12 protein-coding genes are annotated in these 13,124 nt (G+C 68.5%); 5 read left to right on the top strand and 7 right to left on the bottom strand.

Annotated features, from left to right (window positions below):
• Nucleotides 1-612 precede the first annotated feature (612 nt).
• Both QT382_RS10555 and QT382_RS10550 read left to right on the top strand, forming a co-directional pair.
• Nucleotides 613-1,374 (top strand): sulfite exporter TauE/SafE family protein, encoded by a 762-nt coding sequence (locus QT382_RS10555; RefSeq protein ID WP_289253992.1) that lies wholly within the window; start codon nt 613-615, stop codon nt 1,372-1,374.
• A 60-nt stretch (nt 1,375-1,434) separates the two neighbouring features.
• Nucleotides 1,435-2,253 (top strand): HDOD domain-containing protein, encoded by an 819-nt coding sequence (locus QT382_RS10550; RefSeq protein ID WP_289253991.1) that lies wholly within the window; start codon nt 1,435-1,437, stop codon nt 2,251-2,253.
• Nucleotides 2,254-2,262: 9 nt separating this feature from the next.
• On the opposite strand, the gene QT382_RS10545 is transcribed toward QT382_RS10550, so the two are convergent.
• Genes QT382_RS10545 through QT382_RS10530 form a run of 4 tightly spaced genes read right to left on the bottom strand, consistent with a single transcriptional unit; the run spans nt 2,263 to nt 5,948 of the window.
• A complete protein-coding gene (locus QT382_RS10545) occupies nt 2,263-3,183 on the bottom strand; it encodes a pseudouridine synthase (RefSeq protein WP_289253990.1) in 921 nt (306 codons plus the stop codon).
• Nucleotides 3,183-4,073: a hypothetical protein gene (locus QT382_RS10540; protein WP_289253989.1), complete on the bottom strand. Its 891-nt coding sequence runs from the start codon at nt 4,071-4,073 to the stop codon at nt 3,183-3,185. The genes QT382_RS10545 and QT382_RS10540 overlap by 1 nt, the downstream gene beginning before the upstream one ends.
• Before the next feature lie 3 nt (nt 4,074-4,076).
• Nucleotides 4,077-5,381 (bottom strand): UDP-N-acetylglucosamine 1-carboxyvinyltransferase, encoded by a 1,305-nt coding sequence (locus QT382_RS10535; protein WP_289253988.1) that lies wholly within the window; start codon nt 5,379-5,381, stop codon nt 4,077-4,079.
• A 42-nt stretch (nt 5,382-5,423) separates the two neighbouring features.
• Nucleotides 5,424-5,948, bottom strand: a complete 525-nt coding sequence (locus QT382_RS10530; protein ID WP_289253987.1) for an Lcl C-terminal domain-containing protein — start codon at nt 5,946-5,948, stop codon at nt 5,424-5,426.
• Nucleotides 5,949-6,041: 93 nt separating this feature from the next.
• Between QT382_RS10530 and QT382_RS10525 the strand changes: the two genes are divergently transcribed.
• Together QT382_RS10525 and QT382_RS10520 are read left to right on the top strand one after the other, a co-directional pair.
• Nucleotides 6,042-7,124, top strand: coding sequence for an extracellular solute-binding protein (locus QT382_RS10525; RefSeq protein WP_289253986.1), 1,083 nt, complete (start codon nt 6,042-6,044; stop codon nt 7,122-7,124).
• A complete protein-coding gene (locus QT382_RS10520; RefSeq protein WP_289253985.1) occupies nt 7,121-8,848 on the top strand; it encodes a diguanylate cyclase domain-containing protein in 1,728 nt (575 codons plus the stop codon). The genes QT382_RS10525 and QT382_RS10520 overlap by 4 nt, the downstream gene beginning before the upstream one ends.
• Nucleotides 8,849-8,852: 4 nt before the next feature.
• Here the strand turns inward: QT382_RS10520 and trhO are convergent, their stop codons facing one another.
• From trhO to QT382_RS10505, 3 genes are read right to left on the bottom strand one after another with little or no spacing between them, the layout of a single operon-like run.
• On the bottom strand, nt 8,853-9,674 hold the full coding sequence (trhO, locus tag QT382_RS10515; protein ID WP_289253984.1) for an oxygen-dependent tRNA uridine(34) hydroxylase TrhO: 822 nt from the start codon (nt 9,672-9,674) through the stop codon (nt 8,853-8,855).
• Nucleotides 9,667-11,667 (bottom strand): aminotransferase class V-fold PLP-dependent enzyme, encoded by a 2,001-nt coding sequence (locus QT382_RS10510; RefSeq protein ID WP_289253983.1) that lies wholly within the window; start codon nt 11,665-11,667, stop codon nt 9,667-9,669. Before QT382_RS10510 ends, trhO begins: the two co-directional genes overlap by 8 nt.
• 36 nt (nt 11,668-11,703) lie before the next feature.
• Nucleotides 11,704-12,123: a DUF1801 domain-containing protein gene (locus tag QT382_RS10505; protein ID WP_289253982.1), complete on the bottom strand. Its 420-nt coding sequence runs from the start codon at nt 12,121-12,123 to the stop codon at nt 11,704-11,706.
• A gap of 96 nt (nt 12,124-12,219) precedes the next feature.
• On the opposite strand from QT382_RS10505, the gene asd reads away from it, so the two are divergent.
• Nucleotides 12,220-13,080, top strand: a complete 861-nt coding sequence (gene asd, locus QT382_RS10500; RefSeq protein ID WP_289253981.1) for an archaetidylserine decarboxylase — start codon at nt 12,220-12,222, stop codon at nt 13,078-13,080.
• Nucleotides 13,081-13,124 lie beyond the last annotated feature (44 nt).

Raw genomic sequence — 13,124 nt, 5'->3', positions numbered from 1 at the left:
CCCCTGCTGCAACAGCCGGCGTGGTCGGCGGCGACTTTGCCGCGTGCATGTTGTGGGTCTGTGACAGTCGGCATGACGCGACAAACTCCGTACGTCCAAGACCCGCCAACAGCAATGGCTGGCCTGACGCCAATACGCAAGGGTCGTATCGTCGCCGCGAATGCCTGGAAACGCTGTTGCGCCATATATACAAATCACCGCTTTCGAGGGGAGCGGCGCGCGCCGGGCGACCCCCTCATTTGCGCGAATCCTGGCTTCGCTCGTTGAAAAGGTGCGTTTGTAGGAATGCTCCAAATCGAGATCCTGACTCGAATATTCAGGCTGTGTGCACTTGCTCACATCCAGATTTGGTGCATCGGCTTCGGGTGAAACCCCAAGTGCGTGCGTTGGGGCCAAACCCTAAAGTCGCGTCACTCGAAGCGCCGCTGTGCGAGCAGCGTGCGCCGGCGGGGCTGAGGAGACAAAGACAAGCAGAGCAACTCGAACGAATTGATTCGGTGACACAGTCACAATTCGCGGGCGCCGGCCAAAAGCCAGGCGCCCGTTTCTTTGTGGGCTGCACTTGCCTGCCTCCCGCGTCGCCCTCGCTCCAAGACCCATAAGCAGCTCCTGATGTTTGAAATCGCCGTCGCGGCCCTGGCCTCCTTGCTGGCCGGTTTCATCGATGCCGTCGTCGGCGGTGGGGGCCTGATCCTCGTGCCCGCGCTGTTCGGCGTGTTCCCGCAGGCGGCGCCGGCCACGCTGTTCGGCACCAACAAGGGCGGCGCGATCTGGGGCACGGGCTGGGCCACGTGGCAGTACGCGCGCCGGGTGGATCTGCCCTGGTCGGCCTTGCTCCCGGCGGCTGGTGCGGCACTGGTCGGCAGCTTTGTCGGCGCCTGGGCCGTGACCCAGATCAGCCCCGACGGCCTGCGCAAGGCCTTGCCACTGATCCTGGTGGCGGTGTTCGTCTACACCTTGGCGCGCAAAGATCTCGGCCGCGAGCATGCCCCGCGCTTTGACGGTCGGGCGCAAGCCCTCATTGCCAGCCTGATCGGCCTGGTCATCGGCTTCTACGACGGCTTCTTCGGTCCCGGCACCGGCAGCTTCTTCGTCTTCCTGTTTGTGCGCCTGCTGGGCTTCGACTTCCTCCATGCCTCGGCCAGTGCCAAGCTGCTGAACACGGCCACCAATGCCGCGGCGCTGCTGCTGTTCGCGCTCAAGGGTCACGTCTGGTGGCATGTGGCGGCGGTGATGGCGGTAACCAATGTGACCGGAAGTCTCATTGGCACGCGGCTGGCCCTGGCGCGTGGTGCCGGCTTCGTCAGAGTCATGTTCATCTGCGTGGTGGGCGCGCTGATTCTGAAGACCGCGTGGGATGCTTTCCTGCGCTGAGCCTGACCTAGTACGGCTACCATTGCGCAGCCCGTCGTCCCGCTCTCACAATCCAGCACCATGCCCGTCGATCCTCAACTGCGCTCGCTAGACATCGAGATCCCGACCCAGCCCGAAGTGCTGGTCAAGCTCTCCCTGCTGATGGCGGCCGAGGATGTCGATCTGCAGGCGCTGACCACCCTGATCGAGTCGGACATGGCCCTGGCGGCCGCCGTGCTCAAGGCGGTCAACTCCTCGCTCTACGGCCTCAAGGGCCGGGTGCAGACCGTGCACCAGGCGCTGACTTATCTGGGCATGCGCGAGGTCTCGGCCATCACCTTCGAGATGGGGCTGCGCGCCGCATTTCCGCCGGCCGTCGAGCTGGAGCCGGTCTGGACCCGCGCCTCGCAGCGTGGCCTGCTGATGGGCCGCATGGGTCAGATGCTGGGCGTCGATCCCTGGGCCGCGCATTCGGCCGGCCTGTTCGAGGAATGCGGCAAGGCCGTGCTTTACCGCCATGCGCCGGCCCACTATCCGTCCATGCTGCGCGCGGCCACGCGTGATGCCGAGCTGGTGCAGCTGGAACACACGGCCTTCGGTGTCAGCCACGATGCCCTCGGCGCCGCGCTTTGCGAGAGCTGGGGCCTCGCCCCCGCCGCCGTGTCCAGCGTGCGTTTCCACGTGCAGGTCCAAGACACCATGGTGCTGGGCGAAGCCATCCAGCGCCGCTCCATCTGCGCGATCTCGGCCCTGGCCTGGGTGCTGATGAACGAGCCAGGCGAACTGGAGGCGGTGGCCCAGAGCATGGCGGCCCAGGCCCAGATGGACGAGACCCTGGTGCTGCGGGCCGCGCGCCGGGTCAGCGAGCAGGTGCTCGAGGCCCAGTCGCACGGCCGCTGAGCCGCTCCCTCAAGGCGCCATCAGGCGCATTCCCGATTCGAATGACCGAGGCTGGCCGCTGAGCGGATCCTCGAAGGCGATGCGGCGCGCCAGCAGCTGCAGCGGCCGCGAATAGTCCGGCCGATCCTCCACCGGCTGCAGCACCGGATAAATGCGGTCGCCGAGGATGGGCAGGCCCAGCGCGTTCATCTGCGCGCGCAGCTGATGCTTGATGCCGGTCCTCGGGCGCAACTCGTAGCGGGCCAGGCCGCCCGCCAGCGTTTCGATCATGGCGATGCGGGTTTCGGCATTCGGCTCGCCCGGCAGCTGCTGCATCTGCATGAAGGCCTCGCCCTCGCGTTCTACAAGTCGGCTGCGGCAATTCATGGGCAGGGTCAGGTCCAGTGGTGGTGCCGGGGCAATCGCCTCGTACACCTTCTCGACGAGACGCTCGCGGAACAGTCGCTGGTAGGCGTCGCGCTGCGCTGGCTGCAGACTGAACAACGTCAACCCGGCGGTCTCGCGGTCGAGTCGGTGGATAGGGCTCAGCGTGCCGATGCCCAGCTCGCGCTGCAGTCGCACCAGCAGGGTCTGCTGCACGTAGCGGCCCTTGGGCGTGACCGGCAGGAAATGCGGCTTGTCGACGACCAGCAGCTGCTCGTCGCGGAACAGCACGCGGGCTTCGAAAGGAATCGGGTCCTCGTGGTCCAGCAGCCGGTAATAGAAGACGCGCCGGCCCTGTCGATAGGGCGTCGCCGCAGGCAAGACCTGGCCCTGTTCGTCCAGCACCTCGCCGCGTTCCATGCGAGCCAGCCAATCCTCGCGAGCGACCAGCGAAAGGCGCTCGGCCAGGAAGTCGAGCAGCAGCAGCCAGGGCCCGGCCGGGCACGCTACGGCGCTGGCGTTGACGCCATGGAGCAGCGGCAGTTCCGGCTTGGCCGGCCGGCTCACTATTCGACCCGCGAGCCGCCGCGGGCGCGCTCGTCCATGTAGCGCAGGATGCTGCGACGCTCGGCCTCGTCGACCGAGTCGCCGCGCCAGCTCCGTATCCAGGCATCGCGGTGGGCGTCCTGGGCCAGCTTGCGGACCGCGGCGTCAATCGCCTCTATGCGTTGCTTGCCCTCGGCATTGCGGCTGCAGGCCAGCGTGGCCACGGCCGTGCTGCGACCTTCGGCCAGTGGCAGGGACACCAGTTCGCCACCGCCCAGCGAATCCACCACGGACGGGTACTCCAGCGTCCAATCCATGCGATGGGCTCTGAGCATCGTGAGCAACTGCATGCCACGCCCGCTGACCACGGTGGCCGGAGCATTGCTCCCGGCTTCGCGCAGCAGGCTGTCAATGCGGCCGCCGAAGGCGCGGTCGCGCGGCAGAAGGCCGACCAGGTCCCGCCTTTGCAGCAGCTCCTTCAACTGCAGCGGCTGGCCCCGGAGCTCGAAGTTGGCCAGTTTGTCCTTGTGCACGACCACGTGGATCTGGCGCGAAAAAAGCGGCGGGTAGAGCTCGGTGAAGTACAGCCACTCGAGACGCTCCGGCCGGCGCAAGTGCAGCGCCGAGCACAAGGTCTCGCCCTGGCGGACCAGGGTCTCGAAGCGCGGCAAGCCAGCCTCGACGAACTCGTGCCGGTACTGCGGCAGCCGCTGGATCAGCAGCTTCAGGAAGCCCGAGATCTCACCGTTGCCGAGGTCGTCGGCATTGCGCGGCGCATGGCCGTTGGCATAGGAGAAATGCGGCGGCATGTCCTGCACCAGCCAGCGCAGGGTCGGTACCTGAGGCTCGCCTCCCGCTAGGGCGGAGGCCGAAAAGATCAGCAGCGCCAGCGCGCCGCCCCAGCGTTTCATGGATCAATCGCCTTCGACCCACTCGATCTGCGCGCCCAGGCCGCAGATGTTCTCGACGAAATGCGGATGGGCGCGGCGTATCGGCGTGGCATTGCGTATCACCGACTTGCCCGGGATGCTGGCCGCCACCATCAGGAGGGCAATGGCCACGCGGATGATGTAGGGGCTCTCCACCTCGGCCGCCGCCAGCGGCTTGCCGCCGAAGGTGACCATGCGGTGCGGGTCCGACAGGAAGGCATGGGCGCCGAACTTGGACAGCTCCGAGGTCCAGCCCATGGCGCCGTCGTAGACCTTGTTCCAGAACATCACGCTGCCCTCGGCCTTGACGCCAAGTGCAACGAAGATGGGCAGCAGGTCCACCGGCAGGTAGGGCCAGGGCGCGGCCTCGACCTTCTGCAGGATGTTGCGGGTGAAGGGTTCCTTCACCTTGAGCTTGCCGCCTTCGGTGACCGAGCGCGACCAGCCATTCTCGTGAATGATCTGCACGCCGAACTTGGCAAAGGTGCGGTCGATCAGCGGGAACTGCTCGGGCTGCGAATTCTTGACCTGCACCTCGCCGCCGGTGATGGCGCCCAGGGCCAGGAAGGTGACGATTTCGTGGAAGTCCTCGGCGAACGTGAACTCGCCGCCCTTGAGCGCATCGATGCCGGTGATCTTCAGGCGCGAAGTGCCCAGACCTTCGATCTGGGCGCCCAGCATCACCATGAACTGGCAGAACTCCTGCACATGCGGTTCGCTGGCCGCGTTCATCAGCGTCGAGGTGCCGGCCGCCAGCGCGGCGCAGAGCACGAAGTTCTCGGTGGTGGTGACCGAGGCGTAGTCGGTCCAGTGGTCGTTGGCGCGCAGCTTGCCGGCCACCGTGCACAGCAAGCCGTCGCTGAGGCGCTCGACCTCGGCGCCGAAGCGCTGGAACACCTCTACATGCGGATCGATCTCGCGGGCGCCCAGGGTGCAGCCCTTGACGTCGTCCTCCACGCGGGCGGCGCCGAAGCGGGCCATCAGGCCGGGCACCAGCATGATGGACGAGCGCATCTCTTCGGGCAGGCGGTCCACGGCCGGGTCGAAGCGGGTGTTCTTGTGGTGCACGTCCAGGATGCCGGTCTTGAAGTCGATCTCGACCTCGCTGCCGAGCTTGCGGAACACCTCGACGATCTTCTTGACGTCGGTGATCTCGGGCACGCCACGCAGCCGTATCGGTTCGGCGCTCAGCAGGGTGCCGCACAGGATGGGCAGCACGGCGTTCTTGTTGGCCGACGGAATGATGCGGCCGGCCAGGGGCGTGCCGCCGTGAACGATCAGGTTGGACATGGGAAAGGGATCCGGGAGGCTGGGGACTGCAGGGAAGGCCGATTATCGCGGGCTCGGCTCGCTGGCCGGGGCATGCAGCAGCCGAACTGGTAACGGTCGGCTCTTGGGAATCTCGCCGCTGGTCTCGGCGCTGCGCGTGTTCAAGGCCCAGCCCAGCATGAAGGAGGTGCCCTCGGCCTTGCCGCCATTCATCACGGTACCGTAGTTGTAGGGGTTGGACCGGGCCTGCGTTGCATTGACCGTGGCCGTCCAATGCCAGTCGCGCGGCGCGGCGGGGAACACGGCCGCATCCAGCCCCGGCGGGCGGCCCGCCTTCTCGACCAGGCGGCGGAACTCGGGAATGCGTGGCAGACGCCAGGCCAGGCCGTCCTCCTTGGCGCGGGCCGCGGCGCGGGCCAGGGCCTGCGGCAGGGTCAGCAGAAGCGGCTCGCCGGTGCAGGTCTTGCCGTTCCACTGCATGCCCTCCACACAGCGGGCCCAGACCAGGCCGGACTGCGGGTCGGTCCATCCCGGGTCGGGGCCGGCCTGCGCAGGCAGGGCGGCGAGTGTCAGCCATGCTGCGGTCACGGAGTGGAAACTGGGGCTGGTCATGCGGAATTGCGCGCCAATGCGTCCTTTGGGGGGCCGGGAGCCGATCGTCGCATCATCTACGATGGCTCCATGGATGGATGCCGACTGCCGCTGTCAGCAGTGTCGCGCCGCGCGCTGTGCGCCCTGCTTCTGGCCGGGCTGCCCGCCGGCGCCGCCTGGGCCGCAGGTCAGACCTTGCGGGTGCTTGCCTGGCCCGGCTATGCCGAGCCGGAGGTGGTGCAGGCCTTCGAGAAGAAGACCGGCGCCAAGGTCGAGCTGACCGTCATCGATACCGACGAGGCGCTCTGGCACAAGCTCAGCCAGAGAGCCGGGCCCGCCTTCGACGTGTTTGCTGTCAACACGGCCGAGTTGCAGCGCTACCGAGCCGCCGGTCTGGTCCAGCCAGTCGATCCCGCGCTGGTTCCCAACGCCCGGCAGCAATTGCCGCGCTTTCGCGACCGGGCGGCGATTCCTGGCCTGGTTGCCGGCCACGGTGCCGAGGCCAAGGTGCTGGCGATTCCCTTCACCTATGCGGAAATGGGGCTGATCTACGACCGCCACCAGTTCAGCCAGCCGCCGGACTCGCTGCAGGCCCTGTGGGATCCGCGCTGGCAGGGCAAGGTCATCGCCTACAACGGCGGCAGCCACAACTTCTCGCTGGCGGCCCAGATGCTGGGCGCCGAATCGCCGTTCCGGCTGCCGCCCGCCCTGCGGCCCAAGGCGGTGGACAAGCTGATCGAGCTGCGCCGCAATGTGCTGGGCTTCTACAGTGAACCCAACGAGTCGGTGAAGCTGTTCCAGCGCCATGGCGCGGCCCTGATGTATGCCAACTACGGCCGCCAGCAGTACCAGCTGCTCAAGGCCGCCGGGGCCGACGTGGGTTACGCGATCCCGCGTGAAGGTGCCCTGGCCTGGCTGGACTGCTGGGCCATCCCGGCGGCGTCCCGGCAGCGCGCCCTGGCCCATGCCTGGATCGACCACCTGCTGGGCCGCCAGGCCAGCAGCCTGCTGGTCAGCCGCCAGGGCCTGGCCGCCACCACGGCCGAATCGGCCGCCAGCGCCGGTGCCCACCGTCTGCTGTGGCTGGAGCCGGTCGAGGATGCCGGCCAGCGCGAGCTGATGTGGTCGCGCATACGCTCGGGCGACCGGGCGGCCCGGGTGCTGGCGCCATGAAGCTCGGCATTGCCTGGCGCATTGGGCTGGCGCTGGCCGCCGTTGGTGTGCTCGCGGCCGGCCTGACCGGCTACTACGGCTACTCGGCCAGCCGCCAGCTGCTGGTGGCCGCCGCCGAGGAGCGGCTGCTGACCGCTACCCGCGTGCTGGTGCGCCAGCTCTCCGTGGGCCTGGAAAACACGGCGCGCGACGCCCAGCTGTTCGCCGAGCATCCGATGGCGGCGCGGCTGCTGACCCGCAGCGACCCGGCGATCCAATCGCGCAGCGAAACCAACAGTGCCCTGCTGTTCAAGCGCATGCTGGACACCCATCCCGAGTACTACCAGATGCGCCTGATAGGCGCGGCCGACCATGGCCTGGAAAGGCTGAGGGTGGACCGTGACAGCGCCGGCGTGCTGCGCATCGCCGAGGAGGACCTGCAGGAGAAGGGCCACTATCCCTATGTCTTCGAGACCCTGCGCCTGCCGCTGGGCGCGGTCTATGTCTCGCGGGCCGTGATCAACCACGAGGTCGGCGCCCACGCCGGCCTGGACAAGCCTTCGCTGCAGGTGGCGGCCCCGGTGCGCGGCGACGATGGCCGGCCGCTGGGCCTGGTGGTGATCAACCTCGATCTGGACCGCCTGTTCGACCAGCTCGGTGCCGACCTGCCGCAGGGCCTCAGGCTCTACCTGGTCAACAGCGTGGGCGAGTTCCTGATCCATCCGGACCGCAGCAAGGCCTTTGCCTTCGACCGCGGCCAGAGCGCCCTGCTGCAGCAGGACTTTCCGGCCACGGTCGAGCTGGTTGAGAAGAAGCCCGGCGCGCCAGTCCAGCTGGTGACCACGCTGGAGCCGGGCGATGGCGCGGGCCTGGTGGCCGCCTTCGTGCGCCAGCCGCAGGGCACGTTGCACAGCGAGGACGAGTTCATCCTCGGCCTGTCCGTGCCACTGGACCAGGTGCTGCGCGAGGCCGAGAACCTGGGCCGCGTCAGCGTCCGCATCGTCATTGCCTTCAGCGCCCTGGCCCTGCTGCTGGCCTTCCTGCTGGCCCAGGCCCTGTCGCGCCCGATCGCGCAGATCGTGATCGCGGTCCAGCGTTTCGCCAGCGGCCGAGAGCAGGCCGGCGTGCTGCCCATGGATAGAGACGACGAGATCGGCCTGCTGGCCCGCTCAATCGACCACATGCAGCAGCAGATCGGTGCGCAGATCGATTCGCTGGAGCACAAGCAGCGCGAGCTGGACCACCTGGCCAGCCACGACAGCCTGACCGGCCTGTGCAACCGCCGCGTGCTGCTGGAGCGGCTGGACCATGCGCTGGCCCATGCCAAGCGCAACGGCGGCCGCCTGGCCATGCTGTTCATCGACCTGGACAACTTCAAGGACATCAACGACAGCCTGGGCCATGCGGCCGGCGACGCCGTGCTGCGCACCCTGGCCCAGCGGCTGCGCCAGCTGGTGCGCGAGGTCGACACCGTGGCCCGCATGGGTGGCGACGAGTTCGTGATCCTGCTGGACCACACGGACGATCCGGAGGCGATCACGGCCGTGACCCACAAGGTGCTGGAGGCCCTGGCCCAGCCGGTGATGTTCGGCGAGGCCCAGCTGGTGGCCGGTGCCAGCATCGGCGTGTCCCGCTATCCGGAGAACGGCGGCAATGCCACCGAGCTGATCGCCGCGGCCGACCAGGCCATGTACCGCGCCAAGAACGACGGCCGGCAGCGGGCGATGTTTTCCGAGACCGACTGACTGATCAGCCGGCCGGATCCAGCCGCCTGGCCCGCGCCAGACGCCAGGCCTCGTCCGGGTCGTCGCCAAAGACCTGCTCGGCCGTGGTGGCGGTCTCCTCGCGCTGGGGGTCGATGGCGATGCGCTTGTCGAAGACGAAGCATTCGCCCTGCCAGTCCTCGCCGCCGGTCTGCTCGAAGTAGTTGAGGATGCCGCCGTCCAGCTGGGCCACCTGCAGGCCCAGTTCGCGGCTCATCCAGCCGCCTATCTTTTCGCAGCGTATGCCGCCGGTGCAGTACATGGCGACCGTCTTGCCCGCCTGCTTCCATGCCTCGGCATGGGCCTGGACATAGGCCGGGAAGTCGCGGAAATGGCGCACGCCCGGATCGATGGCGCCGCGGAAATGCCCCAGCTTCCATTCAAAGCTGTTGCGGTTGTCCAGCAGCACCACGTCCTCGCGGGCGATCAACTGATGCCAGTCCTGCGGAGAGACATGGGTGGTCCGGGCATCGTCGAGGCCGCTGACGCCCTCCAGCCCGAAGGCCACCAGCTCGGGCTTCACATGGACCTTGCAGAGCGTGAACGGCCGCGTCGTGCAGAAGCTGCGCTTGAACTGGATGCCGCGGAACGCGCTCTCGAAGATCGGGTCTTCGACCAGGGCCAACTCAAAAGCATCGAGCGCCGCAGGCAGTCCGCCCAGGGCACCACTGATGCCTTCCGGCGCCACCAGCACATTGCCGCCCAGCTCGCGGCAGAGCTCGCGCAGCCGCTCGGCCACGCGCTCGGCATCGCTCAGCGCGACGAACTTGTAGAAGGAACTGTGCTCGTGGCGCGGAGCATCAGACATACAGCGCCGGATCCGCCGCGGCCGGCGTGCGCTGCGGCCACAGGGCCAGGCCGCCGGCCAGCGAATAGGCCTCCTCGTGGCCCAGGCGCTTCAGCAGGTTGGCGGCCACCAGGCTGCGGTTGCCGCTGCGGCAGAAGAACACCACCGGCCGCTCGGCCGGCATGGCCAGCCAGGCCGGCAGCGTGTTCAGCAGGCGCGAGACCGGCACGGCCTCGATGGCCACCGCCGGCTCTAGCACCGGGGCCTGGCCCAGGCGCTGCTCGAAGGGCTCGCGCACGTCGATCACCAGGGCGTCGGGATGGGCCTTCAGCAGCTCGTGCAGGGACTGCGGATCCAGGCTGCGTGCCGGCGTGGAAGGGCCGGCCAACTGGCTGCTCGGCGTGCTGGTGATCTGGTTGTCCAGGTCGCGCGAGGCGGCGAGCAGCGTGGCTGGCTGGACCGCTGTGCCGAGCTCCTCGACCGAGGCCTGGCCAATGAAGGCGACGCGGACCTGGCGCTCGTCGCCAAGCAGCCAGGCACTGCGGCCTTGGCTCAGTGGCAGCTGTCGAACGAGCGAGGCCGGCGCGGCCAGCAGCTCGGGCACGGCGGCGCGCAGCGCTTCGCAGGCGGCCTCGTGACTGGCATCGGTGGCCAGCACGCCCACCACCGGATAGCCCTGGCAGCGCAGTTGCTGGGCCAGGCGCTCGACCAGGCCGGCCAGCGGATCGATAACCACGCATTGCCGCTTGTCGGCATCGGCCACCAGCCAACAACATTCGCCGTCGAGCAGATAGCGGCTGATGCCATTGCCCGGCAGCGGCAGGTTGCCGCCACCCGGCGCCAGGCAGTTGGCGCGCAGGGTCTCGCCGCAGACGCGGATGCGTTCGCAGGCCTCGATGATGAAGGCCTCGTCGGCCGCCGGTCCGAACGAGAGGCGCACGGCCGAGGCGGTCTGCTCGTCGGGCAAGCCCATGGCCTGCAGCACGAAGCTGGGCTGGGCCTTGGCGGCGCTGCAGGCCGAACCGCCGCTGACGCGCAGCTCGGCGGCATCGAACAGGTCCAGCAGCAAACGCGAGGCCAGGCCCGGCACCGAGAAATTCAGCGTGGTGGGCAGGGCCTGTTCCAGCGGCGCATTGAAGACCAGGCCAGGAAAGGCCTCGCGCAGCGCATCGGCCAGGCGGTCACGGAAGCGCACCAGGGTCGCGTGGTCGCGAAAGCTCTTGCCGTCCTGCAGGGCTTCCAGCACGGCGCCCAGGGCGGCGATGCCGGACATGTTCTCGGTGCCCGAGCGCAGCGCGCCTTCCTGGCCGCCGCCGGCCATCAGCGGCGTGAACGGAGCGCCCTCGCGCACATAGAGCAGGCCCACGCCCTTGGGCGCATAGAGCTTGTGGCCGGAGAAGGGGGCGTAGTCGATGCGGCGCGTGGCCAGGTCCAGCTGCAGCTTGCCGAGGGCCTGGACGCCATCGACCAGCCAGAACGTGGCCGAGCCCTGCAGCGCGGCCTCGATGCCGGCCAGGTCGCTGACCACGCCGGTCTCGTTGTTGGCGGCCATGGTGCAGACCAGGCCGGCGCGCGGCGCATGCTGGCGCAGCCAGTCCAGGTCATGGCGGCCGTCGCGGCCCACCGGGATGGCCTGCACCTGCAGACTCAGGCCCAGCAACTCGTTCCAGTGCTTGAGCGCCTCGGGCACGGCCTTGTGTTCGGTGGCGCCGTAGAGCAGCAGCTCGGCGCTCGTGTCACCGGCTTCGCGGCGGCTGCGCAGCGCATGCAGGGCCGACAGCACGGCGGTCTGTATGCCCTCGGTGGCGCCCGAGATGAAAAGCAGACGGCCATTGCCGGCGCCCAGCAGCTTGCGGGCACGCTCGCGCACCGCTTCGATCAGGGCCCGTGCCTTCAGCCCGGTGCTGTGGATGCTGCTGGGATTGCCGTAGTCCTCGGCCATGGCCGACAGCGCGGCGGCGCGGGCGGCGTCCAGCACCGGGGTCGTGGCATTGGCGTCCAGATAGATTTCCATGGTCGGGGCGTTCGGCTGGCGGGAAAGGGCGCCATGTTAGGCCACGCGCTGCGGCGTCATGTGGGCCAGGCTGGCCGCGATGATCTGGCGCAGCACGGCCTCGTCCACGTCGGCCAGCTTCTTCAGGTAGAGGCAGACCTTGCCGGTCTTGTGCTTGCCCAGCCGAGCCAGCAGGTCTTCCTGGCCCTTGAAGTTGGTCAGCACGTAGAGGGTCAGGTCGGTCTTGCGTGGCGAGAAGGCCAGCACCGGCCATTCGGTCGGCTTGCCGCCGCTGGGGGTGAACAGATAGGCACCGAAACCGATGATGGCCGAGCCCCACATGCGCGGCGCGACGCCGCTGGCCTCCTGCATCAGCTCGGTCACGCGCTGGCAGTCGGCGCGCTTGCGCTCGTCGGGCAGGGCGGCGATGAATTCGGAGACGGGCTGGTCGGTCGGTCGGGTCTTGGGCTCGGCCATGGGGTCACTCCTGAGGATGGCGCCAGTGTGGCGGCAAGAGCCGCAACCTACAATCGCGGCCCGCTTTCGCTGTTGAAAGAAAGAAGGAAGAGCCCCGTGTCCGATCGCCTTGCCGTCCTGCCCCAATACCTGATGCCCAAGCAGCTGCTGACCCAGCTGGCCGGGGCCGCGGCCGGCGCCAGGCTGGGCGGCCTGACCACCTGGACCATCAGCCGCTTTATCCGGCGCTACGGCGTGGCCATGGAAGAGGCGGCCAATCCGGACCCGGCGGCCTACGCCACGTTCAACGACTTCTTCACCCGCGAACTCAAGCCCGGCGCCCGGCCACTGGCCGGCTCGGAGCTGATCTGCCCGGTGGACGGTGCGATCAGCCAGTTCGGCCGTATCGAGGGCGAGCAGATCTTCCAGGCCAAGGGCCACAGCTACTCGGCCACCGCCCTGGTCGGTGGCGATGCCACGTTGGCGGCACAGTTCCGCGATGGCCTGTTCGCCACGCTGTACCTGAGCCCGCGCGACTACCACCGCATCCACATGCCCTGCGAGGGCCGGCTGCTGCAGATGATCCATGTGCCGGGCGATCTGTTCTCGGTCAACCCGACCACGGCGCGCGGCGTGCCGGGCCTGTTCGCCCGCAACGAGCGCGTGGTCTGCGTGTTCGAGAACGACAGGATAGGCCCCTGGGTGCTGGTCCTGGTCGGCGCCACCATCGTGGGCTCCATGGCCACGGTCTGGCATGGCCTGGTCAACCCGCCGCGGCCGGGCCGGCCGCGCGAATGGAGCTACGAGGACCGCGAGATCCGCCTGGCGCAGGGCGCCGAGATGGGCCGTTTCCTGCTCGGCTCCACCGTGGTGATGCTCTTTCCCAAGAGCGACCTGCAATTCAACGCCGACTGGCAGCCGGCCCGCGGCATCCGCCTGGGCGAGGCCATGGCCGACCGGGCGGTTTCGGCTGCCTGAGCGGCCAGACCCCTAGCTTGGCCCTGGATCCCGGGCCGGCCAGG

The organism is Pelomonas sp. SE-A7 (genome assembly GCF_030345705.1).
In the GTDB taxonomy this organism is placed as follows: domain Bacteria; phylum Pseudomonadota; class Gammaproteobacteria; order Burkholderiales; family Burkholderiaceae_C; genus JAUASW01.
The sequence above is the reverse complement of the archived record's forward strand: the minus strand, read 5'-3'. Positions and strand labels throughout refer to the sequence as shown.

What these genes read in the sequence shown, in the direction of transcription:
- QT382_RS10555 (WP_289253992.1), top strand. Translation starts at nt 613, where the DNA reads ATGTTTGAAATCGCCGTCGCGGCCCTGGCCTCCTTGCTGGCCGGTTTC.
- QT382_RS10550 (WP_289253991.1), top strand. Translation starts at nt 1,435, where the DNA reads ATGCCCGTCGATCCTCAACTGCGCTCGCTAGACATCGAGATCCCGACC.
- QT382_RS10540 (WP_289253989.1), bottom strand. Translation starts at nt 4,073, where the DNA reads ATGAAACGCTGGGGCGGCGCGCTGGCGCTGCTGATCTTTTCGGCCTCC.
- QT382_RS10535 (WP_289253988.1), bottom strand. Translation starts at nt 5,381, where the DNA reads ATGTCCAACCTGATCGTTCACGGCGGCACGCCCCTGGCCGGCCGCATC.
- QT382_RS10525 (WP_289253986.1), top strand. Translation starts at nt 6,042, where the DNA reads ATGGATGGATGCCGACTGCCGCTGTCAGCAGTGTCGCGCCGCGCGCTG.
- QT382_RS10520 (WP_289253985.1), top strand. Translation starts at nt 7,121, where the DNA reads ATGAAGCTCGGCATTGCCTGGCGCATTGGGCTGGCGCTGGCCGCCGTT.
- trhO (WP_289253984.1), bottom strand. Translation starts at nt 9,674, where the DNA reads ATGTCTGATGCTCCGCGCCACGAGCACAGTTCCTTCTACAAGTTCGTC.
- QT382_RS10510 (WP_289253983.1), bottom strand. Translation starts at nt 11,667, where the DNA reads ATGGAAATCTATCTGGACGCCAATGCCACGACCCCGGTGCTGGACGCC.
- QT382_RS10505 (WP_289253982.1), bottom strand. Translation starts at nt 12,123, where the DNA reads ATGGCCGAGCCCAAGACCCGACCGACCGACCAGCCCGTCTCCGAATTC.